The 22862-nt window shown below is 65.0% G+C and carries 24 protein-coding genes and 1 tRNA gene; 6 read left to right on the top strand and 19 right to left on the bottom strand.

Annotated elements, in window-relative coordinates; translation table 11 throughout:
• Window positions 1–470 precede the first annotated feature (470 nt).
• The 3 genes from L0976_RS19325 to L0976_RS19335 form a co-directional block, all read right to left on the bottom strand.
• Window positions 471–635, bottom strand: a complete 165-nt coding sequence (locus L0976_RS19325) for a DUF1328 domain-containing protein (protein ID WP_203317658.1) — start codon at window positions 633–635, stop codon at window positions 471–473.
• Window positions 636–805: 170 nt separating this feature from the next.
• Window positions 806–1003: a CsbD family protein gene (locus tag L0976_RS19330; RefSeq protein WP_203317657.1), complete on the bottom strand. Its 198-nt coding sequence runs from the start codon at window positions 1001–1003 to the stop codon at window positions 806–808.
• Window positions 1004–1076: 73 nt separating this feature from the next.
• Window positions 1077–1415 carry a hypothetical protein gene (locus L0976_RS19335; protein ID WP_234188881.1) on the bottom strand — a complete coding sequence of 113 codons (339 nt, stop codon included), beginning with the start codon at window positions 1413–1415 and terminating at the stop codon, window positions 1077–1079.
• Between the two features lie 160 nt (window positions 1416–1575).
• Here L0976_RS19335 and L0976_RS19340 point away from each other — a divergent pair, with 160 nt between their 5' ends.
• On the top strand, window positions 1576–1731 hold the full coding sequence (locus L0976_RS19340) for a DUF3309 family protein (protein WP_184145099.1): 156 nt from the start codon (window positions 1576–1578) through the stop codon (window positions 1729–1731).
• A gap of 29 nt (window positions 1732–1760) precedes the next feature.
• Window positions 1761–2024 (top strand): glycine zipper domain-containing protein, encoded by a 264-nt coding sequence (locus L0976_RS19345; RefSeq protein WP_234188882.1) that lies wholly within the window; start codon window positions 1761–1763, stop codon window positions 2022–2024.
• 77 nt (window positions 2025–2101) lie between these two features.
• Here L0976_RS19345 and L0976_RS19350 read toward each other — a convergent pair whose 3' ends face one another.
• Window positions 2102–2293, bottom strand: a complete 192-nt coding sequence (locus L0976_RS19350; protein ID WP_234188884.1) for a NepR family anti-sigma factor — start codon at window positions 2291–2293, stop codon at window positions 2102–2104.
• Window positions 2294–2442: 149 nt separating this feature from the next.
• Between L0976_RS19350 and L0976_RS19355 the strand changes: the two genes are divergently transcribed.
• Window positions 2443–3243: a response regulator gene (locus L0976_RS19355; protein ID WP_203317653.1), complete on the top strand. Its 801-nt coding sequence runs from the start codon at window positions 2443–2445 to the stop codon at window positions 3241–3243.
• Between the two features lie 51 nt (window positions 3244–3294).
• Here L0976_RS19355 and L0976_RS19360 read toward each other — a convergent pair whose 3' ends face one another.
• The 7 genes from L0976_RS19360 to L0976_RS19390 form a co-directional block, all read right to left on the bottom strand.
• Window positions 3295–3639, bottom strand: a complete 345-nt coding sequence (locus tag L0976_RS19360; RefSeq protein ID WP_234188886.1) for a RidA family protein — start codon at window positions 3637–3639, stop codon at window positions 3295–3297.
• A 114-nt stretch (window positions 3640–3753) separates the two neighbouring features.
• Window positions 3754–4242, bottom strand: a complete 489-nt coding sequence (locus L0976_RS19365; protein WP_234189012.1) for a gluconokinase — start codon at window positions 4240–4242, stop codon at window positions 3754–3756.
• A 40-nt stretch (window positions 4243–4282) separates the two neighbouring features.
• The gene (locus tag L0976_RS19370) at window positions 4283–5113 is read right to left on the bottom strand and encodes a dipeptide ABC transporter ATP-binding protein (protein ID WP_234188888.1); all 831 of its coding nucleotides are present in this window, start codon (window positions 5111–5113) and stop codon (window positions 4283–4285) included.
• Window positions 5110–5964: an ABC transporter ATP-binding protein gene (locus L0976_RS19375; RefSeq protein WP_234188890.1), complete on the bottom strand. Its 855-nt coding sequence runs from the start codon at window positions 5962–5964 to the stop codon at window positions 5110–5112. The genes L0976_RS19370 and L0976_RS19375 overlap by 4 nt, the downstream gene beginning before the upstream one ends.
• Entirely contained in the window at window positions 5964–6872 is a 909-nt protein-coding gene (locus tag L0976_RS19380; RefSeq protein ID WP_203317648.1) for an ABC transporter permease subunit, read from the bottom strand. The genes L0976_RS19375 and L0976_RS19380 overlap by 1 nt, the downstream gene beginning before the upstream one ends.
• Before the next feature lie 11 nt (window positions 6873–6883).
• Window positions 6884–7888, bottom strand: a complete 1005-nt coding sequence (locus L0976_RS19385) for an ABC transporter permease subunit (protein ID WP_203317647.1) — start codon at window positions 7886–7888, stop codon at window positions 6884–6886.
• A 101-nt stretch (window positions 7889–7989) separates the two neighbouring features.
• Window positions 7990–9585 carry an ABC transporter substrate-binding protein gene (locus L0976_RS19390; RefSeq protein ID WP_234188891.1) on the bottom strand — a complete coding sequence of 532 codons (1596 nt, stop codon included), beginning with the start codon at window positions 9583–9585 and terminating at the stop codon, window positions 7990–7992.
• A 334-nt stretch (window positions 9586–9919) separates the two neighbouring features.
• On the opposite strand from L0976_RS19390, the gene L0976_RS19395 reads away from it, so the two are divergent.
• Both L0976_RS19395 and L0976_RS19400 read left to right on the top strand, forming a co-directional pair.
• Window positions 9920–10639, top strand: coding sequence for a LuxR family transcriptional regulator (locus L0976_RS19395; protein WP_234188892.1), 720 nt, complete (start codon window positions 9920–9922; stop codon window positions 10637–10639).
• Window positions 10640–10765: 126 nt separating this feature from the next.
• On the top strand, window positions 10766–11173 hold the full coding sequence (locus L0976_RS19400; RefSeq protein ID WP_234188893.1) for a response regulator: 408 nt from the start codon (window positions 10766–10768) through the stop codon (window positions 11171–11173).
• 12 nt (window positions 11174–11185) lie between these two features.
• Here the strand turns inward: L0976_RS19400 and rirA are convergent, their stop codons facing one another.
• Both rirA and L0976_RS19410 read right to left on the bottom strand, forming a co-directional pair.
• A complete protein-coding gene (gene rirA / locus L0976_RS19405; RefSeq protein ID WP_203317643.1) occupies window positions 11186–11665 on the bottom strand; it encodes an iron-responsive transcriptional regulator RirA in 480 nt (159 codons plus the stop codon).
• A gap of 311 nt (window positions 11666–11976) precedes the next feature.
• Window positions 11977–13473: a CoA-acylating methylmalonate-semialdehyde dehydrogenase gene (locus tag L0976_RS19410; protein WP_203317642.1), complete on the bottom strand. Its 1497-nt coding sequence runs from the start codon at window positions 13471–13473 to the stop codon at window positions 11977–11979.
• A gap of 104 nt (window positions 13474–13577) precedes the next feature.
• Here L0976_RS19410 and L0976_RS19415 point away from each other — a divergent pair, with 104 nt between their 5' ends.
• Window positions 13578–14459 (top strand): LysR family transcriptional regulator, encoded by an 882-nt coding sequence (locus L0976_RS19415; RefSeq protein WP_203317641.1) that lies wholly within the window; start codon window positions 13578–13580, stop codon window positions 14457–14459.
• Between the two features lie 3 nt (window positions 14460–14462).
• Here the strand turns inward: L0976_RS19415 and bcsN are convergent, their stop codons facing one another.
• From bcsN to L0976_RS19445, 6 genes are all read right to left on the bottom strand, one after another.
• The gene (gene bcsN, locus L0976_RS19420) at window positions 14463–15371 is read right to left on the bottom strand and encodes a cellulose biosynthesis protein BcsN (protein WP_234188894.1); all 909 of its coding nucleotides are present in this window, start codon (window positions 15369–15371) and stop codon (window positions 14463–14465) included.
• 7 nt (window positions 15372–15378) lie between these two features.
• The gene (locus L0976_RS19425) at window positions 15379–17319 is read right to left on the bottom strand and encodes a hypothetical protein (RefSeq protein WP_234188895.1); all 1941 of its coding nucleotides are present in this window, start codon (window positions 17317–17319) and stop codon (window positions 15379–15381) included.
• Window positions 17316–19637 (bottom strand): cellulose biosynthesis cyclic di-GMP-binding regulatory protein BcsB, encoded by a 2322-nt coding sequence (locus L0976_RS19430; protein ID WP_234188896.1) that lies wholly within the window; start codon window positions 19635–19637, stop codon window positions 17316–17318. Before L0976_RS19430 ends, L0976_RS19425 begins: the two co-directional genes overlap by 4 nt.
• Window positions 19630–21927 carry a UDP-forming cellulose synthase catalytic subunit gene (bcsA, locus tag L0976_RS19435; protein WP_370643742.1) on the bottom strand — a complete coding sequence of 766 codons (2298 nt, stop codon included), beginning with the start codon at window positions 21925–21927 and terminating at the stop codon, window positions 19630–19632. The genes L0976_RS19430 and bcsA overlap by 8 nt, the downstream gene beginning before the upstream one ends.
• A gap of 250 nt (window positions 21928–22177) precedes the next feature.
• Window positions 22178–22254 (bottom strand) — tRNA-His (locus L0976_RS19440).
• Window positions 22255–22401: 147 nt separating this feature from the next.
• Window positions 22402–22851: a phasin gene (locus L0976_RS19445; RefSeq protein ID WP_203317636.1), complete on the bottom strand. Its 450-nt coding sequence runs from the start codon at window positions 22849–22851 to the stop codon at window positions 22402–22404.
• Window positions 22852–22862 lie beyond the last annotated feature (11 nt).

Raw genomic sequence — 22862 nt, forward strand, 5'->3', positions numbered from 1 at the left:
GGCCCAATTCTCACCAGCTTCTCAAGGAAACCCTAGAGCGAGCTCGTCGGCCGCCAGAAGCGCCGCCGCTCTCGTTCGATGAGCGGCGTTATAGGCCCAACATTTCTAAGCGTCAACAGGCGTATTCGAGAAAAATCAAAAATCTCGCAAGCCCTTGATTCTAAACTTCGATTCCGGATGGTACCTTAAGCTCGCTCTCCGAAACATAGAGAACATCCCGGATATTGCGCCCTCGAGACGCCGGCGACCCGATGAAACGGCAATATTCCCGTCAGGCACGCTGGAAGCGTCGGTGCAAAAGTAGAATGACGGGGGTATCGCGAGAATTTCGCTTGACTTGCGGCAAAGAGTAGCCGCGCCGGGGCGCCCTTGGCACCCTCCCCTATCGGCTTGCGAAACCCTATGGAGCGGCCCTGAAACGCAAAAGGGGCGGCGTCCGCAAACGCCGCCCCTTTGATGATACTGCGTCCTCATGCCCTGCGGAACAGGCCCGCAATCAGGGACAGGACCAGAAGCGCCAGGAAGACGAAGAACAGGATCTGCGCGATACCGGCCGAAGCACCGGCGATGCCGCCGAAGCCGAGCACGCCGGCGACAAGTGCAATCACGAGAAAGACAACAGCATAATACAGCATTTTAGAACTCCTTCCTTGTATGGCAAGCAAAACGGAAGCGACTGAAAAAGGTTCCCGAAGACCCACCGGAATACAGTATTTCGAGAATACTCGTCTCTACACAAAGCAATGCCGCCGCGGCTTTGAGGCCGCGGCGGCATGAGCGGTGACCGACAGTTCGCGGCCGGCCTCTAGTGGCGGCGCGCCCAGTCGTCGATCTGCCGCTCGGCCTCCTCCTTGGCGAGGCCGTAGCGCTGCTGGATCTTGCCGGAGAGTTCGACGCGGCGACCCTTGATGACGTCGAGGTCGTCGTCGGTCAGCTTGCCCCACTGGGCCTGCGCCTTGCCCTTGTATTCGTTCCACTTGCCTTCGATGATATCCCAATTCATGTGGCTGCCCTTTCTGTTCCGGTGAACGCGTTGGTGTCGATGGGAGGAAATCGCCGGACGGCGGAAAAGTTCCTCAATGCGTTGCAGCCAGGGCATTCACGGGGTGCGCGTTTTCGGCCACGACGACGCCTTCGGCCGGCGGGGCGACCTGCTGCACATGGACTTCGAGCCCGCTCTGCCGGCTCATGCGCCATGTGATTTCCACGTCCTCCTCGACCCATGCGGGATCGACCGCCGCGCAACGGCCATGCACGACGCGTTTTGCCAGGCCGGCATCACCGAGGGCGGACGGAAGGGCGCCGACGCAGTCCTCCATGGATTCGAAGGCGACCTGCGGGGCCGGCAGTTCCTCGCAGGCGAGGCTGCCGGAATTGCAGCCGACCAGAAGCATGATAGCGGCAATGTGTTCCATTTCACTCTCCCTGGCGGATCGCGAAAGCAACGGGCGGCCCATGGGAAAGTTCCCTGAGCGGAAAACACCGGGGCCAGTCACATTTTCGGGAACAAAGTTCCGCCAGCCACGTTGTCGGCCCATCGCTCAACCGCGAACCCGGACGTGAAAGGAAGCGCAGATGCTCGGCACCATTCTCCTCATCATCCTCATTCTTCTTCTGATCGGTGCCTTGCCGAACTGGGGATACAGCCGCAGCTGGGGTTATGGCCCTTCCGGCGGTCTGGGCCTGATCGTCGTCATCCTTCTCATCCTTGTCCTCATGGGACGCATCTGACCCCGACCAACCAGCCAGGAACCGGAACCATGAAGAACATCATCATCGCGCTTTGCCTCGTCGCCTCCACCGTGACGCTTTCCGCCTGCACCCAGACCGAACGCGGCACCGCCATCGGCGCGGCGTCCGGCGCCATCATCGGCGGTGCCGTCACCGGCCGCGCGGGCGGCGCGCTCGTGGGTGCCGCAGTCGGCGCGACCGCCGGCTATCTCATCGCCCGCTCCGATCGCCGCGGCTACTGCATCTACCGCAACAGGCATACCGGCGAACGGTATGAGGCGCGTTGCCGCTAACCGGCATATCCATCCGAAACGAGAAACGGGCCTTGCGGCCCGTTTCTTGGCGTCTTGAGCAGGAAGAACGAATGAGATCAGGAACCGCGCTCGGCCCTGCGCTCGGCTTCGTCGAGCTTTTCCAGAAGGTCAAGCAGGCGATCGGGCACCGGCTCGGTCTCGATGACGTCGTAGAAGGATTTCAGCTTGCGGCCGACAGGGCCATTGGGGTCGAAGGCGGCCTTCGCGGGGGCAACGCCGCGTCTCTTGTCTTTACCGGGCTCTATCATGGTCTTGTTTCCATCGCTCGCCGCCCGCTATCTTCCTTTTGCCCAAGATTCCCAATAGCAAGTCAGACTCAGCATGCTACCAATAGGTTTCCGCAGAGTGAACACTAGCGGAAACGGTTCCGATACGGAACATATTCAGGGAGAACGAAATGTCACTTTCCACCCGTATCGCACCGCATCTCGCCTATCTGAGGCGGTTTTCCCGTGCCGTGACGGGTTCGCAGACGTCCGGCGACGCCTATGTCGCCGCCATGCTCGAAGCGCTCGTCGCCGACATCACGCTCTATCCCGAGGGCCGCAGCGACCGCAATGCGCTGTATCGCCTCTATTGCACGCTCTTCGACAACCTCGACATCACGCTGCCGGATACCTCCTCGCCCTTCGGCTGGGAGCGCCAGGCCGCCGCGAACCTTGCAAACCTGCCGCCGGCGGAGCGCAAGGCCTTCCTTCTCGTCGCCGTCGAGGGCTTCGACATCGCGGAAGGCGCGGATATTCTCAACGTCCCGGAAGAACGCTTCGCCGAGCTGCTGGATGAAGCCTCGCGCGACATCTCGCGGCAGGTGGCGACCGACATCATGATCATCGAGGACGAGCCCCTCATCGCCATGGACATCGAGGACATGGTGAAGGGCCTCGGCCACCGGGTGACAGGCATCGCACGCACCCATGCCGAAGCCGTCGAGCTCTATCACCGCACCTCGCCGCGCATGGTGCTGGCGGATATCCAGCTTGCCGACGGCAGCTCGGGCATCGACGCCGTCAACGATATCCTCAAGAACAGCACGATCCCGGTGATCTTCATCACCGCCTTCCCGGAACGCCTCCTGACCGGCGAGAAGCCGGAACCGGCCTTCCTCGTCACCAAGCCGTTCAACCCGGACATGGTGAAGGCGCTGATCAGCCAGGCGCTGTTCTTCGACGAGCAGGCGCGGCTCGCCAAATCCGCTTAAAGCAAAAAGGCCCGCGAAAGCGGGCCTTTTCATTCCGGTCGGTCGAACGTATCAGAGCGCGGCGACGACGATGACTTCGACGAGGTAATCCGGCGTCGCCAGCCTGGATTCGCCGGTGGCGCGGGCGGGCGTATGGCCTTGCGGCGCCCAGGCGTCCCAGACGGCATTCATTTTGGAAAAATCGGCCATGTCGGCGAGCCAGATCTGCGCGGAGAGGATGCGCGTCTTGTCCGTGCCGGCGAGCGCCAGCAGGCGGTCGACCTCGGCCAGCGCCTGCTTCGTCTGCTCGGTGACGTCGGAGCCCGCCTCGCCGACCTGGCCGGCCAGATAGACGGTCCCGTTGTGCACCACGGCCTGGCTCATGCGGGGGCCGGTTTCAAAGCGTTTGATATCCATGTCTCATTCCTGTCAGGTCGCGGAAGCTTCGATAACCCGCGGACATGCAAGGGCCGGCGGGCCTGCCGTCTATAGGGGGCGGGCTCCCGCGGCGCCAGAGGCGCGGCGCAAATTCTATCCGCGCGACGCCAGTCCCTGGAGGGCCGCGGCGACGATCTCCTCGACGGAAGCGTCTATGTCGACCGTCACGACGCCGGGCTCGCCGGACGGATCCTCCAGCGTGGCGAGCTGGCTGTCGAGCAGGCTGGCGGGCATGAAGTGGCCCTGCCGCGCGGCCATCCGCGAGACCAGCAGTTCGCGGCTGCCCTTGAGGAAGACGAAGGCGAGCGCGCCGCCCGCCGCCTGGCGCAGCCGGTCGCGGTAGGCCCTCTTCAGCGCCGAGCAGGAAACGACGACGCTCCCGTCCTTGCCGAGCGCCTGCGCCAGCACCTGGCCGATCGCATCGAGCCAGGGCCAGCGGTCCTCGTCCGTCAGGGGGATGCCGTGGGACATCTTTTCGACATTGCCGGCGGGATGCAGGCTGTCGCCTTCGATGAAGGCGGCGCCGAGGCTTGCAGCAAGGCCCTCGGCGACCGATGTCTTGCCGCAGCCGGAAACGCCCATGACGACGATCGCGCGCGGGGGCGTCACGGGCCGCTCGTCCTCAGGCGACGCGCTTGCGCCGCTCGACGCGGGCGCGGATGGCATCGACGTCGACGCGGGGCGTCGCGGCGAAGAGCGTCTTGGTATAGCTGTGCTGCGGGTCGTCGAAGACCTGGTCGCGGCTGCCGTATTCCACCGCCTCGCCGAAATACATCACCATCACGTCGTCCGCGATGTGGCGCACGACCGAAAGATCGTGGCTGATGAAGACATAGGTGAGGTGGAACTCGTCCTGCAGGTCGGCAAGGAGGTTGAGAACCTGCGCCTGCACCGAGAGGTCGAGCGCCGAGACGGGCTCGTCGAGCACCAGGAGACGCGGATTGAGCATCAGCGCGCGGGCAATCGCCACGCGCTGGCGCTGGCCGCCGGAGAACATGTGCGGGTAGCGCCCGTAATGCCTCTCCTCCAGCCCCACCTTCTTCAGCATGGCCATGGCGCGGTCGCGCCGCTCGCCTGCCGGCATCTTCGTGTTGATGACCAGCGGCTCCGTCAGGATGTCGCCGATCTTCTTGCGCGGGTTCAGCGACCCGTAGGGGTTCTGGAAGACGATCTGCACCTTGCTGCGCATCTCGGAGGTCAGCGGCTCGCTGGCGATGTCGACCTTGCGGCCGTCGATCAGCATCTCGCCCGCGGTGATCGGGTCGATCATCGTGACCATGCGGGCAAGGGTGGACTTGCCGCAGCCGCTTTCGCCGACGATGGCGAGCGTCCTGCCCTCCTCGACCTTGAAGCTCACGCCCTTGACGGCGTGAACGGTCTTGGCCGGTTTGAACAGGCTGCCGGGGATGTGATAGTCGCGCTTCAGGTCGCGCGCTTCGAGAACGGGCGTCATCGGAGGGCTCCTGCGAAAATCTCGGCGTCGGTCAGCTTTTCGGTGATCGTCGGCAGGCGGCCGCCGGTGGCATTTTCCGGCAGGGCCGAAAGAAGCGCCCTGGTGTAGACGCTCTTCGGCGCCGAAAAGAGCGAGAGGACGTCGGCCTCCTCGATCTGGCGGCCCTTGTACTGCACGATGACGCGGTCGGCGGTTTCGGCGACGACGCCCATGTCATGGGTGATGATGATGAGGCCCATGCCGTGTTCGGCCTGGAGCTTCATCAGGAGGTCGAGGATCTGCTTCTGGATCGTCACGTCGAGCGCGGTGGTCGGCTCGTCGGCGATGAGGAGCTTCGGATTGCAGGCGAGCGCCGTGGCGATCATCACGCGCTGGCACTGGCCGCCCGACATCTGGTGCGGATAGTGGCCGAGGCGTTCTTCCGGGTTCGGAATGCCCACCAGCTGGAACAGTTCGATCGCCCGGTCGCGGCGCGCCTTGCGATTGAGGTCCGTGTGGATGCGCAGCACTTCCTCGATCTGGTAGCCGACCGTGAAGCACGGATTGAGGCTGGCGATCGGCTCCTGGAAGATCATGGCGATGTCCTTGCCGATGATCCTGCGCCGCTCGGCATCCGACATGGCCTTCATGTCGCGGCCGTTGAAGGTGAGGACGTCCGCCGTCACCTTCGCCGTCCAGGGCAGGAGGCCCATGGCGGCGAGCATGGAGACGGACTTGCCCGAGCCGGATTCGCCGACGATGGCGAGCACGTCGCCCTCGTCGACCTTGAGCGAGACGCCGTCCACGGCGCGGAAGGGTCCGGAGGCCGTCTGGAACTCGACGGTGAGGTTCTTGATTTCGAGCAGCGACATCACGACCTCTTCAGTTTGGGATCGAGGGCGTCGCGCAGGCCGTCACCCATGAGGTTGATGGCGAGCACGGTGACGAGGATGGCAAGGCCGGGGAAGGTGACGACCCACCAGGCGCGCTGGATGAATTCGCGCGCTTCGGCGAGCATCGTGCCCCATTCCGGCGTCGGCGGCTGGGCGCCCATGCCGAGAAAGCCGAGGGCGGCCGCGTCGAGGATCGCCGCCGAGAAGGCGAGCGTCGCCTGGACGATGAGCGGGGCAAGACAGTTCGGCAGGATCGTCAGGAACATCAGGCGCAGGGTGCCGGCACCGGCAACCTGCGAGCCGACGACATAGTCCTTCGACTTTTCCGTCATGACCGCCGCGCGCGTCAGGCGCACGAAATGCGGCTGGTTGACGAGCGAGATGGCGATCATGGCGTTGAGCAGGCCCGGCCCCAGCACCGCCACCAGCACGAGGGCGAGCAGCAGCGAGGGGAAGGCCAGGATGATATCCATGATGCGCATGATGAAGGTATCGACACGCCCACGGAAATAGCCGGCGACGAGACCGATGAGCACGCCCGAGAGCACCGACAGCGTCACGACGACGAGGCCGATGAAGAGCGAGAAACGCGCGCCGTAGATCAGGCGCGAGAGGATGTCGCGGCCGACCGGGTCGGTACCGAGGATGTGCCCCCAGGTGCCGCCCTGCTGGAAGACCGGCGGCAGGAGCAGGACCTCGCGGTTCTGGACGCTCGGATTGTGCGGCGCGACGAAGGGCGCGAAGATGGCGACGAACAGGATCACCAGGAAGACGGCAAGGCCGATCACGGCGCCCTTGTTGCGCGAGAAGTAGAACCAGAATTCGGAAAGGCCCGACGGCGGCGTGCCGCCCGTCTTGACTTCCGCTGCGTTTTGAACGGAGCTCATGGGATCGCCTCCTAGTGCCGGATGCGCGGATTGACCCAGCCATAGAGCAGGTCGACCACGAGGTTGACGATCATGATGACGGCCGCGATCAGCATCAGCCCGCCCTGCACCACGGCATAGTCGCGCTTGAAGACGCTGTCGACCATCCACTTGCCGATGCCCGGCCAGGAGAAGATCGTCTCGGTGAGGATGGCGCCCGCCAGCAGCACGCCGACCTGCAGGCCGATCGTCGTGATGACGGGGATCATGGCATTGCGCAGGGCATGGATGCCGATGACGCGGAACGGCGGCAGGCCCTTGGCGCGGGCGGTGCGGACATAGTCCTCGCCCAGCACTTCGAGCATGGCCGAGCGGGTCTGGCGCGCGATGACCGCAAGCGGGATGGTCGCGAGCACCACGGTCGGCAGGATCAGGTATGTCAGCGCCGATTTGAACGCCCCCGCCTGCCCCGAGATCAGGCTGTCGATCAGCATGAAGCCGGTGACCTGCGGGAAGAAGTACATCAGCGAGATGCGGCCCGAGACCGGTGTCCAGCCGAGATAGCCGGAGAAGAAGATGATGAGCAGCAGGCCCCACCAGAAGATCGGCATCGAATAGCCGACGAGGGCGACGCCCATGATCGACTGGTCGAGCCACGTCCCGCGCTTGACCGCCGCAAGCACGCCGGCCGGGATTCCGAGCACGACGGCGACGATGATCGCACAGAGCGAAAGCTCCAGCGTCGCGGGAAAGAGGTTGAGGAAATCTTCCAGCACCGCCCGCTTGGTGACGATCGACGAGCCGAAGTCGCCCGACAGCAGGCCGGTCAGATAGTCGAAATACTGGATGTACATCGGCCGGTCGAGGCCGAGCTGATGCATCAGTTCGGCATGACGCTCCGGCGACATGACGCGCTCGCCCGACATCAGCATGACCGGATCGCCCGGCAGAAGTCGAATGAAGGAGAACGCGATGATCGATACCCCGATGAACGTGGGTATCAGGACGGCGAGCCGTCCGAAGATGAAACGAAACATGGGAGCCAATCCCTTCTTTTTTTGAAAAACCGGCGGCCCGAATGTCTTCGGGCCGCCGGCCATTGCACGCTCTTTGCGGCGTGCCTTATTCTTGCCCGACCTTACTCGGCGATGTCCACGCCGTCAAAGCGGTGAATGCCGAGCGGGTCCATCTTGAAGCCCGAGACCTTCTTGCTCATGGGAACGACGACCAGCGAATGGTCGAGGGTGTTCCACGGCGCCTCGCGCTTGAAGATGACCTGGGCCTCTTCATAGAGCTTGGTGCGCTCGCCGACATCGGCGGTTTCCTTCGCCTTGGTCATCAGGTCGTCGAATTCCTTGTTGCACCACTGCGCGCGGTTGTTGCCGCCGACGGCATCGCAGCCGAGCAGGGTGTCGAGGAAGTTGTCCGGGTCGCCGTTGTCGCCCGTCCAGCCGAGGATGGCCGCGCCGTCGCGGTCCTTGGCGGAGGACAGCTTGAGGTATTCGGCCCATTCGTAGGAGACGATCTCGGCCGTGACGCCCACCTTGGCGAGGTCGTCCTGCATCAGTTCCGCCGCACGGCGGGCGTTCAGCATGTAGGGGCGCGCGACGGGCATCGCCCAGATCTTCATCTTGAGATCCTTGACGCCGGCTTCCTCGAGCATCTTCTTGGCCGCTTCCGGATCGTACTTGTCGTCCTCGACGGCATTGTTGTACGACCACATGGTCGGCGGGATCGGGTTCTTGGCGACGGTCGCCGCGCCCTGGAAGACCGCGTCGACGATGGCCTGCTTGTTGACGGCCATGTTGAGGGCCTTGCGGACCTCGACCTTGTCGAACGGCGGAACCAGCGTGTTGTAGGCGAGGTAGGCGACGTTGAGGCCTTCCTGCTCCAGGACCTGGAGGTTCGGGTCGGCCTTGAGCTCGGCGACGTCAGCCGCGTTGGGATAGGGCATGATGTGGCATTCGCCGGCCTTCAGCTTCTGCGCGCGCACGGCGGCGTCCGTCGTGATGGCGAAGACGAGGTCGTCGATCGGCTGCTTGCCGTTCCAGTAGTCGGGATTGGCCTTGAAGCGGATCGCCGCGTCCGTCTGGTAGGCGACGAAGGTGAACGGGCCGGTGCCGAGCGGCTGCTGGTTTAACAGCTCCATCTTGCCGTCGGCCTGCAGCTTGTCGGCATATTCCTTGGAGAGGATCGAGGCGAAGTCCATGCCGAGATTGGCGATGAACGGCGCTTCCGGACGCTTCAGCACGAACTTGACCGTCAGGTCGTCGACCTTCTCGATCTTCTCAATGAGGTCCGGGAAGCCCATGCCGGCGAAATATTCCCAGGAAGCGCCCGCGACATACTTGTGCCACGGATTGTCGTCCTTGTACTGGCGCTCGAAGGAGAAGATGACGTCGTCGGCGTTCAGTTCGCGGGTCGGGGTGAAGTATTCGGTCGTCTGGAACTTCGTACCCTTGCGCAGCTTGAAGGTATATTCCTTGCCATCAGCCGATACGTCCCAGCTCTCGGCGAGGCCGGGCTCCAGCTCCGTGCTGCCGTGCTTGAACTCGACCAGGCGGTTATAGGCGGTGCGCGAGGCGGCGTCGAAGGTCTGGCCGGCGGTGTAGAGACCGGGGTCGAACCCTTCCGGCGAGGCTTCCGAACAATAGACCAGCGTCTTCGACCAGGCAGCGCCTGCCATCATCGAGGCGAGCGCCGTCGCTGCGAGGAGAGTAGTCAGCTTTTTCATAGTGAGCTTCCCAGGTTTGCTTTTTTCTTCGTTGTGTGCGGGCACGGGTGCAGGTTCCAGCCCCGGCCTTGCGCGGATGGAACGACATTTGCCGCAGGATTGCAATAAGTCGGCGGACAAATTTGTCCAAATGGAAAAATTGCCGCAATATTCTTCTCCACAGCATTAGAACCGCTGAAAATGCGGGAGAAACCCGCCGTTACGCGGCGTTGGGACGGATCGCGGCGGGCGGCGGGCGAGAAAAGACGCCGCCGTCGGCGGAATTGTCCCCGCAAGGACTTTGCCGCCAGAGATTGCGGCGTTAGATTGCTTGGCGTGGAACCTGGGAGGCCACGTGCCCGCATTGAACAGACACTTCAAGCGATACGATTTCGAAGGCGATCTGGAGAAGGCTCTCAATCGCGTCGATTTCTTTCGCATCTTCCATACGATGGCGCTGCGCTACGGGTTCGAGCACTTCGGCGTGCTTCAACTCGCCAACGAGCACGAGACCAGCCTGCTTGCCGGGCGCCTGATGCTGCACGACCTGCCGGCCGGGCTTGCCGAAACCTACGACAAGCGCTACCGCCTCAACGATTCCGCCCTCTTCAAGAGCTTCTACAAGTCCACGATCCCGACCGTCTGGCGGGCGCCGGACGCAATGGAGAACGGGTCGGCCGAGGGTGCCGACTTCCTCGACCAGATCGGCTTCGACATGGCCATGTCCATTCCCGTCCATTCGGTCACCGGCACGCGCTATGTCGTCCTCTTCCTCGGCGACGGGGAGGAGATCGGCCGGAGCGAACATTTCGAGATCTGCTACGAAGCGAACTGCGCCTTCGACTATTTCCATCGCCAGGTGCTGGCCAACAAGGCGGGCATGGGGCTGACGCCGCGCGAGACGGAGATCCTGCGCTGGATTTCCTACGGCAAGACGGCAAGCGAGATCGCGCTCATCGTTTCCGTCTCCGAGCATACGGTGAACTCGCACACGGCGACGATCCTGAAGAAACTCGACGTGGTCAACCGCACCCAGATGGTCGCCAAGGCGATCCGCGAACAGATCATCCAGTAATGCCGCAAAACGCCTTCGGGCGTTGCGGATAACCGCGTTAGGGACTTGTTAATATTCGCGGACTGAACGAGAGTAGCCACAGTCTTCGGGGCTGCTGCCCTTGCACAACCGGGTCCACCTACTGCCATGACAGCAAAAGTGCATCTCCTGCTTGTTGATGACGATCCCGCGGAAAACGTCATTCTCAGCGCGCTGATGCGCAAGGTGGCAAGCTACACGATCACGCTGCACTATGTGGAGACGGTGGAGGGCGCGCTGGATTTCATCCGGTCGTCCGGCGTGCGGCTCGACATGATCCTGATGGACAACCGGCTCCAGCCGCAGGCCGATTTCCGGGAAACCGTGCCGGAATTGCGCCGCGCCGGCTATATCGGCCCGGTCGGCGTCATCTCCTCGTCGATCAGCGACGCCTATTTCCAGAAGATCGAGGACTACGGCGTCGACTTCCGCATCGACAAGGCCGAGCTCGATCCGACGGCCATCGAGTTCATCCTGCAGGAATATGTGCAGCGCGACGTCGGCGCGGGAATCTGACGACAGCCGGCGTCAGGCCGCCGGCTGCTGGGCCGCCTGCTGCTGGGCCGCCCGCGTATGCTCCAGTCCGAGCAGCATGCCGATCTGCGGACGCGCCTTGACGAGATCATCGATCGTGTACTGCTGGAGCACCTCGAAGAAGGCGTTCAGTGCCTTGCGGAGCGCCGCATTGAGGCCACAGCTATCGACGAGCGGGCATTCGATCTCGCCGACCTCGAAACATTCGGCCATGGCGAAGGAATCCTCCGTCACCCGCACAACGTCGAACAGCGTGATTTCCGAGGCGGGCTTGGGCAGGCGCACGCCGCCGTTGCGGCCGCGCACCGTCTCGATGATGCCGGCCCTGGTCAGCGGCTGAAGGATCTTGAACAGGAAAAGCTCCGAAACGCCGTAGGCCTTGGCGATTTCCGGGATGCGGCTGAGCTTGTCCCCGTTTGCCGCGCAGTACATCAACATGCGCACGGCATAGTTGGTTTGCTTCGTCAGGCGCATGGAAAACTCCGAATCCGATTTTGAAGACAGGTCACATATAGGACAGATCGCGATTTAGAACAATTCCAAAAAGCGGAAAATCACATTCATGTTATGCGAGTGGTCGCACGATTGCCCGCAAGGGGCAAGTCGCCAGGTCTGACCACGGCCATCGGGAATAAATACGGCGGGCCGGGAGCCGTGCGGGCGACCTGTCCGCCGGCCGCCGCGTCATCGCGGTCTCGCGCACGGCCAACTCCCCGCAGGGCATGGGGCTGAAGTGCAAAAAGGGCTCCCGACGGGAGCCCTCTTCATGGTCGATCCGGGGTGGATCACTTCATCGTCGGCATGACGAATTCGGCGCCGTCCTTGATGCCGGACGGCCAGCGGCTCGTCACGGTCTTGGTGCGGGTCCAGAACTTGATGGAGTCCGTGCCGTGCTGGTTGAGGTCGCCGAAGGCGGAGGCCTTCCAGCCGCCGAAGGAGTGGTAGGCCAGCGGAACCGGGATCGGAACGTTGATGCCGACCATGCCGATGTTGATGCGGCTGGCGAAGTCGCGGGCGGCATCGCCGTCGCGGGTGTAGATCGCGACGCCGTTGCCGTATTCGTGCTTCATCGGCAGGTCGAGCGCTTCCTCGTAGTTCCTGGCGCGCACGACGGACAGGACCGGGCCGAAGATTTCGGTCTTGTAGATTTCCATGTCCGGCGTGACGTTGTCGAACAGGCAGCCGCCGACGAAATAGCCGTTCTCGTAACCCTGGAGCTTGAAGTCGCGGCCGTCGACGACGAGCGTGGCGCCCTCTTCCACGCCCTTGTCGATGAGGCTGCGGATGCGGGCCTGGGCTTCCTTGGTGACGACCGGGCCCATGTCGGCCTTCTCGTCCGTATAGGGACCGATGCGCAGGCTCTCGACCTTGGGCGTCAGCTTCTCGATGAGGCGGTTGGCGGTTTCCTCGCCGACCGGAACGGCGACGGAGACGGCCATGCAGCGCTCGCCGGCCGAGCCGTAGCCGGCGCCCATCAGGGCGTTGACGGCCTGGTCGAGGTCGGCGTCGGGCATGATGATCATGTGGTTCTTCGCGCCGCCGAAGCACTGGGCGCGCTTGCCGTTAGCCGTGGCGGCACCGTAGACGTAGCGGGCGATCGGCGTGGAGCCGACGAAGGAGACGGCGCCGATGTCGGGATGGGCGACGATGCCGTCGACCGCGGCCTTGTCACCGTTGACGACGTTGAGGATGCCCGCCGGCAGGCCGGCCTCGATCATCAGTTCGGCAAGGCGGATCGGCAGGGACGGGTCGCGCTCGGAGGGCTTGAGGATGAAGGCGTTGCCGCAGGCAATCGCCGGGGCGAACATCCACATCGGGATCATGCCCGGGAAGTTGAACGGCGTGATGCCGGCGCCGATGCCGACCGGCTGGCGGATCGAATACATGTCGATGCCGGGGCCTGCGCCTTCGGTGAACTCGCTCTTGGCCAGATGCGGAATGCCGATGACGAACTCGCAGACTTCGAGGCCGCGGATGACGTCGCCCTTGGAATCCTCGACTGTCTTGCCGTGCTCGCGCGAGACCAGCACCGCCAGCTCGTCCATGTTCTGGTTGAGCAGGTCGACGAACTTCATGAAGACGCGGGCGCGGCGCTGCGGGTTGGTGGCGGCCCACTTCGGCTGCGCGGCCTTGGCGGCGTCGACGGCGGCCTGCAGCTCGGCGTCGCTCGCGAGCGCGACCCTGGCCTGAACCTCGCCCGTGGCGGGATTGTAGACGTTGGCGGTGCGGCCGCTCGTGCCCGGCACATGCTTGCCGTCGATGAAATGTCCGATCTCGTACATGGGGAGTCCTCCGTGGTTATGGCAGGATGATCGCACTTCAATTTGCACAACACAATCACCTCGGATAAGGAACCGTTGTGCGTAAATTAAAGCCGGAGGCGACAATGAACTGGGACGATGCCCGCATGTTCCTGGCGGTGGCCCGCACCGGGCAACTGCTTGCCGCGTCCCGCCGCCTCGGCGTCAACCACGCCACGCTCAGCCGCCGCGTCAGCGCGCTGGAGGAAGCGCTGAAGACACGCCTTCTCATTCGCCGCACCAACGGCTGCGATCTCACCGCCGAGGGCGAGGCCTTTCTGCGCGCGGCCGAGCGGATGGAAACGGAGATGCTGGCGGTGCAGGCCAGCATCGGCCGTATCGACACCGCGGTTGCCGGCACCGTGCGCGTCGGGGCGCCGGACGGCTTCGGCGTCTCCTTCCTGGCCCCCCGCCTCGGCCGGCTGACGGCACGACACCCGGAACTGAAAATCCAGCTCGTGCCGATCCCCCGCTCCTTCTCGCTGTCGCAGCGCGAAGCGGACATCGCGATCACGCTGGAGCGCCCGGAACAGGGACGGCTCGTCTCCTCGAAACTCACGGACTATACGCTCGGCCTCTACGCCTCGCGCGGCTATCTCGACGAGAACGGCACGCCTGACACCGTCGAGGACCTCAAGGCGCACCGGCGGATCGGCTATGTGGAGGACCTGATCTTCACGGCCTCGCTCAACTTCACCGGCGAGATCATGCGTAGCTGGGATGCCGGTTTCGAGATTTCGAGCGCCACCGGCCAGACGGAGGCGGTGCGCTCTGGCGCCGGCATCGGCATCCTGCACGACTATATCGCCCGGCAACATCCCGAGCTCGTCCGCCTGCTGCCCGCCGCCTCGATCCGCCGCGCCTACTGGACGACCTGGCACGAAAGCGCCCGCGACCTGGTGCGCGTGCGCACCGTCGCCGAATTCGTGCAGGAACTCGTGCGGCAGGAGCACGGCATCTTTCTCTGACGCTCAGTCCGCGACGGCTTCCGGCAGGGGCACCAGCGCGCTCACGGACCGGGCCTGCACCGGTTCCGCGGCCTTCTCCGCGGGCTTGGCGGCAATCGCGACCTTCTTTTCCGCCACTTCCCCCGGCAACGGGACGCGCACGGCATTGCGGACGACGACCGGCTCCTCCGCCTTCTTTTCTTCCACGACGCGGTGTCTCGCCGGGGCCGGCGCCACCTTCTCCTCGACGACAAGGGCCGGCTGACTGCGCGCATGGCCGGTGCCGCCGGCATATTGCAGCAGGGCGAAGGTATCGCGCGTCACCGGCTTCAGCCGCATGCCGGCCATCAGCGCGGCGATGCGATCCTCCGGCATGGCCGGGTGGCAGAAGCGCAGGCGCACCTGCGCCGAATAGTTGCCCGTCTCGAGCCGTCCCATCGCGGTCTCCTTCACCGGCGAGACGCGCTTGGCGAACTGCCAGGCATAGAGGCAGCTTCCCGAGGCGCCGAGCGGTCCCGTGGCGTAGCCGTAGACGCCGTGGACATTCTCGCCCATTGCCGGGCTGATCGTCATGGCGATGCCCGGCAGGGCCTGCCGCATCTCGGCGAGGATGGCCCGGCGCGTCGGCGCGCGCAGGAAGGCCGGCCCCTCGGAAGGCGTGCCGACCCGCACGGTCAGCAGGTTCTCGCCGGAAAGAGCGGTCGCGTTGGAATAAACGATGGCCTGCTCCAGGAAGCCGTCCCGCGCCGTCTGGCGCACGCTTTCGATGCGGCCGGAAATCGACGGCAGGTAGGCGGCGGCGAAGTCCGGCGAGACTTCCGTCGAGATCGGCGGGGCATCCGGCCGGATGGCGCCCGTCTCCAGGAAGGGATCGGGGACGGCGGTGCAGCCGGCGGCGAGGAACGGAAGGGCGGCGAGGATCAACCAGCGCATGGGAAGCCTATCGGGTGGAGGAGACGGCGAGGCCGCGCGCGGCCGCCGGGTCGTAGAGATGCATGTTCAGCCGGGCGAAGACGGCCTGCGCCTGCCCGCGGTCGCCGAGATGGTAATAGGACCAGCCGCGCAACTGGCTAAGATCGGCGGGCTCGGCGACGAGGCTCGCGCGGGCGTTCAGCGCATCGAGCACGCGCCGGTACCGCTTGTGGTCGAAGGCCGAGCGGGCGCGCTGCCAGTAAATCTCGGCCCGTACCTCCCGGTCGCGCTTTGCCGACAGCGGATACATGGAAACCATCGCCTCGGCATCGTCCGTCAGGCGGCCACGCAGCAGCGCGAGCGCCGCACCATAGGCGGCGTCCTGCTGGGTGCGGGCATTGCCGAGCGCCGTCTCGAAGGCGTTGCGGGCCTCCGCGAGACGGCCGAGCTCCAGATGGCACCAGCCCTTGATGAGCATGGCGTCGGCGGACGCCGCACCGCGCGCTTCCATGGCGGAAATGTCCTTGATGCAGGCGCCGAAACGCTTCGCCTTGAAATGCGCGAGGTAGCCGGTGCCGCCGGGTGCAGCCGCCGCGGCGGTGGGCATCTCGACGGCGACGCTGCGCTTTTCCCCCTTCGGTGCAACCGCGACCTTTATCTCCGTCCAGATTTCCGGATAGACATCGCGATATTCCGCTTCCAGCGCCGCATAATCCTTCTTCTCGCCAAGCCGCAGCAGGCTGAGCGCCAGGCCCTTGACGCGCACCGGCGCGCTTTCCCAGTCGAGCGACTTTCCGAACCACGCCCGCGCGGCTTCGTACTGGCGCGCATTGTAGGCGTACCAGGCGAGGATTTCCGCGTGGTCGGCATTTGCCGTCGAAAGGATGGCGTTGCTGTAGGCGGTGACGGTCCTGACATCCGCGTCCGGCTGGTCGGGCCGGGAGAAGCGCAGCGACAGCGCGTTCATCAGGAATTCGGGGTCGTCGGAGAACTCCTCGATATAGTCCTGCGCAACGGCATAGGCCTCTTCCTGCCTGTTCTGCGCGGCGAGCGAGAGATAGAAGCCCTTGGCGTTCTCCTCGTCGCGGCGCTTGGCGAGCGCGGCCTTGAACCAGCGCTCGGCGCTTTCCGGCGCCTTGAGCTTCAGGTCGTACCAGCCGAGCAGCGAAAGGTCCTCAAGGCGCCCGTCCTTTTCCGCTGTGGTGCGCAGCACGGCGACCTCGCCCTCCGCCACCGGTGTCTGGCGCTTCTCATCCGCGTTGAAGCCGGCGACGTCCTTGCGCGTCAGGTCCAGCTCGACCGGCTGAAGGCCGGCCTGCAGGGCGGGAGACGTCGCGACGAGGCGCATCGCCTTGCGCACCTCCTCCGACGAGAAATCGCGCGTCGACTTCTGCAGGGTCGTGAGGATCTGCGCATCCGGCAGGCGCTTGTCGCCCTCGCGGAAGAGAAGGCCGCGATAGGCGCCGGTCAGCGCGTCCCTCGCGCCGGTCTCGGCATAGGCGTCGAGCAGCATCCAGACGAGGTCGACTTCCGTCTCGCTCGACGGGTCGAGCGTCCCGGCCGCCTCGATCACGCCCATCCAGTCCTTCCGGGCCGTCGCGGCGGTCATCTCCACGCGCTGCTTGCGGCGGGCGAGCTTGCCGGAAAAGTCCTCGCTGGGGGACCATTCAGGGCTTTCCACGCGCTTGCGGCCGATCTCGGCGTCGATGCCGACGAAATCGTTCTTCTCGTAAAGCGCCCAGAGCACGCCTTCGTCCATCTGCCGCGCGGTTGGTGCGTAGACGTCGACGGGCACCACGAAATCGGGATATTTCAGCCGCAGCCGGTTCGTCTCTGCGGCGAGCCGGTCCTCCTGCTTCTGTTCGGCATAGTAATACAGCCCGGCAAGCTCCACGGCGTCGGGGCCGGCGGCCGTGGACGAAAGCGCGGAGGAACCGAGAAGAAGGGCGGACAGGATCAGCGTTCTCATGTGTCGGACCTCACGCCCTTGCGCGGCACCGTCAGCCCGAGCCAGGCGGCGAAGAGGCCGAGGCTTGCGAGGACGACCAGCACATAGATCTGGAAATTGTCGGAGAACCAGGCGGCCGCGAGCCGGCGAAGGTTGCCGGGGCTGAGATCATCGAGGTCGGCGACATAGCGCTCGGCAGCCGGCAGGCTGACCACGGACAGGCTCGCCGTCTCGATGGACGCCGTGCCGCCCTGGAGGTCCCGCCAGACGGCGGGCGCCACGAGCCGCTCCACCCCGGCTGCCGCATCGTGCGGGGAGCCGGCGCGGATCACCGTCCAGGTGGCAAGCCCGTCCGGCGAGCGCATCTGCGACAGCGTCACCAGCGAACCCTCGCCATGCGCGGCGGCGCGCGCGTCGTCCGTCTCATAGCTCAGCCAGCGGCGGAAGCTCCTGGTGGCGGCGGAGAGCCCGAGCTGGATGCGCGAACCGAGCGACCCTTCCTCCTGCCGGGACGCGGTGGAAGTCCGGAAGGCCTCCAGAAGGTCGGCCGCATCGTTGCCGGATGCCGCCGGGGAGACGGATGCCGTAACCATGGGATCGGGCCTTGCGGGATCGGGGAAGTCCGTCTTTCCCGATGCGCCGAGCTCGGCGAAATCCTGCTGCGAGGAAACGACCAGCGCGTCGCGGCCGGTGCCTTCGGACGGCGCGCCGATGGCGATCCTCGCATTCAGCGGCGCGCGGGCGGAAAGCGCCAGGCGCGAGAGCATGGTGAGGCCGGCGCCGGCCGATTGCGTGTCCGCCCGGTCGATGAAGAGGTCGAAGGGCTTGCCGGCACCATAGGGGTAGGCCTTGCCGGCGAGCGCCGCGAGATCCGGCAGCCGGCCGACGCGGGCAAGCTGGGGTACCTCGATCGCCGTCGTGTCGAGCAGGATGAAGCGGGGCTTGGTGTCGTCGCGCTCCTCCGGCCGGCAGGCGGCGTCGACCGCGACCGGCAGCTCGGCGAGCAGCTCGACCGTGTTCACGCCGGGCCGGAAGGCGCGCAGCGGCAGTTCGATGCGCTTGCCGTCGAACTGCTGGCCCTCGCGGTTGCGGAAGGGGTGGCTCGTCACGACCCTGTCGTTGACGCGCACGAGAAGCTGGGCGGTCTGTTCCAGCCCCGGCGACGTCGCTGCCGAAAGGCGCAGGTCGATCGTGGCATATTCGGCCGGATAGAAATCCGCCGGCATCTCGACGGTGAAATCCGTGCGCGAAAGGCGGCCGGAGAAGACACGGGTCTCGTAGCCCGTCTCCTTCAGCGTGCGCCGCTCCCCGGCATCGACGGCGAGAACGCCCCTGCCCTTCCCGAAGACACCGGATTGCAGGCCGTCCGCCATCGGGCCTTTCACCGCGGCAAGCAGGGCCGTCGTGACGTCGCCGGCATCGGCCGCGCGCATCACGACCATGGCACGGTCCGCCGACGCGCCCGCCTGCACCGAAAGCCCGCGGGGCGCGGCGGCAAGGCCGCGCTTTGCAAGCGCCGCCGCCCCGTCGCGGTCCATCGCCATGACAAGGTCGATGCCCGGTCCGGTGCCCGGCTTGTCGGCGACCGAGACCGTCACGTCGTCGCGATCGAGGAAGAGGGTGAGCGCCTGCAGGACGGGCGCGGCTTCGTTCAAGGCCGCGGCATCCGGCGCAGCCGGCAGGACGAGGCGGACATCGGTGCGCCCGGCAGCATTGCGGCGGATGGCGAGCAGGGAATCGAAATCGGCAAGGCCTGACGGCAGCGTCGAGGCGAAGCCGGTCAGCGCCGGATCGAGCTTCGTCCAGAGCTCATAGGTCGCCGCCAGCGAGCAATCGACACGATGATGCTGGCGGGCGCGAAGGCGCACGACATTGCGGCCGGGCTTCAGGAATTCCGCCGCCACGGAGAGCTTCTCCGTCCTGACGCCGCCCGGCGAGGCGATGGCGAAGCCGCCGGCATCGCGGCCGTTGATCTCGACATCCATGCGCGCGGTATCGGGCAGCACGGAGACGGCATTGACATAGGCGATGTTCAGCATGCCGCCCGCGGCGACCTGGGGACCTTCCAGCGCGAAGGTGAAGGTGGCGACGTCGTCCTCGCCCGACAGCATGTAGGCATCGGCGGACTGCTCGAACGGCACGAGATGTCCGGGGGCGGCCGTTTGGGGCAGCGCCGGCTTTACCCTGCCGGCGGGATCGGGCAGAAGGCCGCCGGCAAGCGCCGTGCCTTCAAGCAGCGGCTGCACGGCATCCGCGACCAGTTCGCCGGCGCGGCCCATGCCGGCCGAGGCGAGGAGAAGGGCAAGGCCCAGGGTTCCGAGAAGAGGGGTCTTAGCCATAGGCCTGCACTCCTTGCAGAACCGGCGGCTGCTCGGGGACGCGGCCGGACATCTGGGCATTGCTTTCCTTCACGACGATGGGGGCATCGGCGAAGGACTTGACGGCGTTCTCACGAAGGAGGCCGAACGAGTAGCGCAGAGCCCGCAGCGTCTCGAGGATGCTCCACATCGCGAAGCGCGAGGTGCCCCAGAAGAAGCTGTGGCGGATCTGGCGGCGGGTCAGGCGCTCCTGAAGGATGGACTGGTCGGAATACATCAGCTCGGCGATCGCCATGAAGGTTTCCGGCGTGCGTTCCTTGTAGGCAAAGCCGTAGAGCGTGTCCGCGCCCGCGCCGTGGGTGGAGCGGCAGACCACGTCGAAGGCGATGACCTGGCCGGCGCGGCGAAGCTGGATCGTCGCCTCCAGCGGGTGATCCAGATCGATCTGCGGCCTGTCCTCGACGAATTCCACCGAGATGCCGCCGAAGGAGGCGTCCTGGATGATGATGTTGCTGAGCTTGCCGTCCGCCTTCATCAGGGCATGGCGCTTGACCGGCAGGCGCTGGTTGCGACGCAGCTCGCGCCGTTCGGCGACGACGCCGAGCGCGGCGCCGGCAAGGCCGAGATTGATGAGGTTCCAGGCCGCGACGATGGTCAGGAGTTCGCTTGCGACCGGCTCGGTCAGGAAGCGGTATCCGGAATAGAGCGCCGCCGCCAGCAGGAGGAAGAAGATGGCGAAATACGGCCGGGCGAGCGGCGACAGCATGCTGCGGTCGAGCGTCTGGCCTTTCGCGGTGACGTTGAAGGTGGGCTTTCGCGGGTTGCGCACCACCGAGACGATGGAGCCGAACAGCATCACCGACTGCACATATTCGTAAAGCTCGGAGACCCAGGGCCAGCGGACGCGCCCGTAGAGGTAGCTCTGCATGGCGAAGGAGCCGATGAGGTAGGTCACCGCATAGGAGGCGAATTCGAGGATGTTGGCCTGGTAGATTTCCAGCGAGAAGAAGATGTACAGCAGCGGCGAGAAGACGAAGGCCAGCCGCGACAGCGGGAAGAGCCAGAAGAGGTTGATGCCGGCGTAGCAGATGCGCTGGGCAAGCGTCAGGCCCCTGGCGAGGAACGGCCGGTTCAGGATCAGGATCTGCAGCATGCCCTGGCACCAGCGCGCGCGCTGGCCGATGAAGGACACGAAGGTCTCCGGCTGCAGGCCGGCGATCAGCGGCTTGTCGACATAGACGCTGTGCCAGCCCTTGGAATGGAGCGCCAGCGCCGTCTCGCAGTCCTCGGTGATCGACTGGCCGGAAAAGCCGTTCGCCGCCGCAAGCGCCGCACGGCGCAGCACCGCCGCCGAGCCGCAGAAGAACGAGGCGTTCCACTTGTCGAGCCCGCGCTGCAGGATCGAATAGAACATCTCGTTTTCCGAGGGCATGCGCGCGAAGGTGCGCAGGTTCTTTTCGAGCGGATCGGGATTGAGGAAATAGTGCGGCGTCTGGACGAGAAAGAGCTTCTTGTCCTCGCGGAAGAAGCCGACCGTCTCGCGCAGGAACTCGCGCACGGGGGCATGGTCGGCATCGAAGACGACGACGAGTTCGCCCTTCGAGACCTTCAGGCCCTCGTTGAGGTTGCCGGCTTTCGCATGATCGTTCTGCTTGCGCGCGTGGTAGACGACGCCGAGCGAGGCGCAGAGCGCCTTCAACTGCTCGTGCCGGCGGATCGCGGCGATGGAAACCCGCGGGTCCTTGTGGTTGCGCTTGGCTTCCGTGCCGCCGTCGTCGAGCAGATAGACGGTCAGCTTGTCCTTCGGATAGAGCAGCGACTTTGCCGCGGCGAGCGTGCCGGCCAGAAGCTCCGGCTCTTCGTTGTAGGAGGGAATGAAGACGTCGACGGTCGGAAGGTCGGCCGCCTCGCCCGGCGCCGGTGCCGCACGCTTCAAGGGATCGGCCAGCATGAAGAAGCTGATCGCCAGCATGGCGAGGCAGTACATTTCCGCCAGATAGAGGATCAGGCCGGGAATGAAGTTCAGCGGTTCATGGATGCTCGGCAGCGTCTCCGTGGTGCGCCAGAAGGCGTAGCGCATGGCGAGGATGCCGGCGAAGGTGAAGGTGACGAGCCGCAGGGTGGTGCTGGCCGGCCGCGTCATGGCCAGGAACATCACGCCGAGCACGGCGAAACTGAGAATGAGCTGTGCCTGAAGGCTGATCGGCAGCCAGAGAAGGAACAGTCCGAGCATGCCGGCAGGAATCGCCAGCCATTTGACGCACGTCATGTGCATTTGAAGAACCCCATTTGCATCGCGGCGGCGCGTCATGCGGACCGGTTCTCCCCTTGAGAACGAACCGACCCTAGGGATTCATTGGTCAACGGATTGCTAATGAGAGTGCCAAATCGGGAATACGGCCGAAGGCGTGGTAAATGAAGGGTTTACAGCGGCTTACGGCCGAACGGTCCGGCTCGATGATCGCCGTGGCCAATGTGGAAAAAGCGGGAGCGCCGTCACCGACGGGCCAGGGACAAAACCCTGCCGCGAGGCGGAAACGATCAGGTCCTGAAAGGAGAAATGGTACGGTTGGTGGGAATCGAACCTACGACCTCAGGTGCCACAAACCTGCGCTCTAACCAACTGAGCTACAACCGCACAAGGCGCGCTCGGCGCCGTTGGTGCGTCACATACGGGCAGCCGCACCTTTTTTCAAGCCTTTTCTGCGCTGCCCACAAACGAAAATGGCCGGACGAACGCCCGGCCATTCCAATATCGGGCCGTGGCCCCGCGCCTTGCGGCGGCTCAGACGGCCTTGAAGGACTTCGCGGCCTTTTCGGCGGCGGACTTGCCCGGAGCGATGACCTTTTCGGCAACCTTCTTCGAGGTTTCCTGAAGGGTCTTGGCCTGCTCGACGACAACCTCGGCCTGCTTGCGCAGGAAGGCGGTCTGCAGCTCGAAGAGTTCGGCAACGGACTTCACGCCGAGCAGGGCTTCCATGTGGGAAAGCGAGTTTTCGGCATTGGTGCGGAGCGCTTCGATGGCCTTGAGGCCGAGTTCGACGGAGCCGGCCTGCGCGCTTTCGAACGTCGCTTCAACGGTCTTCGTGGCGTCTTCGGCAGCTTCCTTCATCTTGGCATAGGCTTCCTTGGTCTGCGCGGCGCCCTTTTCGGCGAAATCGCGGAAGCTTTCGGAAAACTTGCTCGGGTCGAGGGATGCGATGGAAAATACGTCGTCGGTCTTCTTGGCAGCCATTTTCTGCACTC

It is taken from the genome of Shinella sp. NM-101 (assembly GCF_021401195.1).
Lineage (GTDB): Bacteria > Pseudomonadota > Alphaproteobacteria > Rhizobiales > Rhizobiaceae > Shinella.

Coding starts and splice junctions, on each gene's coding strand:
- L0976_RS19325 (WP_203317658.1), bottom strand. CDS start 635: ATGCTGTATTATGCTGTTGTCTTTCTCGTGATTGCACTTGTCGCCGGC.
- L0976_RS19330 (WP_203317657.1), bottom strand. CDS start 1,003: ATGAATTGGGATATCATCGAAGGCAAGTGGAACGAATACAAGGGCAAG.
- L0976_RS19335 (WP_234188881.1), bottom strand. CDS start 1,415: ATGGAACACATTGCCGCTATCATGCTTCTGGTCGGCTGCAATTCCGGC.
- L0976_RS19340 (WP_184145099.1), top strand. CDS start 1,576: ATGCTCGGCACCATTCTCCTCATCATCCTCATTCTTCTTCTGATCGGT.
- L0976_RS19345 (WP_234188882.1), top strand. CDS start 1,761: ATGAAGAACATCATCATCGCGCTTTGCCTCGTCGCCTCCACCGTGACG.
- L0976_RS19350 (WP_234188884.1), bottom strand. CDS start 2,293: ATGATAGAGCCCGGTAAAGACAAGAGACGCGGCGTTGCCCCCGCGAAG.
- L0976_RS19355 (WP_203317653.1), top strand. CDS start 2,443: ATGTCACTTTCCACCCGTATCGCACCGCATCTCGCCTATCTGAGGCGG.
- L0976_RS19360 (WP_234188886.1), bottom strand. CDS start 3,639: ATGGATATCAAACGCTTTGAAACCGGCCCCCGCATGAGCCAGGCCGTG.
- L0976_RS19365 (WP_234189012.1), bottom strand. CDS start 4,242: ATGGGCGTTTCCGGCTGCGGCAAGACATCGGTCGCCGAGGGCCTTGCT.
- L0976_RS19370 (WP_234188888.1), bottom strand. CDS start 5,113: ATGACGCCCGTTCTCGAAGCGCGCGACCTGAAGCGCGACTATCACATC.
- L0976_RS19375 (WP_234188890.1), bottom strand. CDS start 5,964: ATGTCGCTGCTCGAAATCAAGAACCTCACCGTCGAGTTCCAGACGGCC.
- L0976_RS19380 (WP_203317648.1), bottom strand. CDS start 6,872: ATGAGCTCCGTTCAAAACGCAGCGGAAGTCAAGACGGGCGGCACGCCG.
- L0976_RS19385 (WP_203317647.1), bottom strand. CDS start 7,888: ATGTTTCGTTTCATCTTCGGACGGCTCGCCGTCCTGATACCCACGTTC.
- L0976_RS19390 (WP_234188891.1), bottom strand. CDS start 9,585: ATGAAAAAGCTGACTACTCTCCTCGCAGCGACGGCGCTCGCCTCGATG.
- L0976_RS19400 (WP_234188893.1), top strand. CDS start 10,766: ATGACAGCAAAAGTGCATCTCCTGCTTGTTGATGACGATCCCGCGGAA.
- rirA (WP_203317643.1), bottom strand. CDS start 11,665: ATGCGCCTGACGAAGCAAACCAACTATGCCGTGCGCATGTTGATGTAC.
- L0976_RS19410 (WP_203317642.1), bottom strand. CDS start 13,473: ATGTACGAGATCGGACATTTCATCGACGGCAAGCATGTGCCGGGCACG.
- L0976_RS19415 (WP_203317641.1), top strand. CDS start 13,578: ATGAACTGGGACGATGCCCGCATGTTCCTGGCGGTGGCCCGCACCGGG.
- bcsN (WP_234188894.1), bottom strand. CDS start 15,371: ATGCGCTGGTTGATCCTCGCCGCCCTTCCGTTCCTCGCCGCCGGCTGC.
- L0976_RS19425 (WP_234188895.1), bottom strand. CDS start 17,319: ATGAGAACGCTGATCCTGTCCGCCCTTCTTCTCGGTTCCTCCGCGCTT.
- L0976_RS19430 (WP_234188896.1), bottom strand. CDS start 19,637: ATGGCTAAGACCCCTCTTCTCGGAACCCTGGGCCTTGCCCTTCTCCTC.
- bcsA (WP_370643742.1), bottom strand. CDS start 21,927: ATGACGCGCCGCCGCGATGCAAATGGGGTTCTTCAAATGCACATGACG.
- L0976_RS19445 (WP_203317636.1), bottom strand. CDS start 22,851: ATGGCTGCCAAGAAGACCGACGACGTATTTTCCATCGCATCCCTCGAC.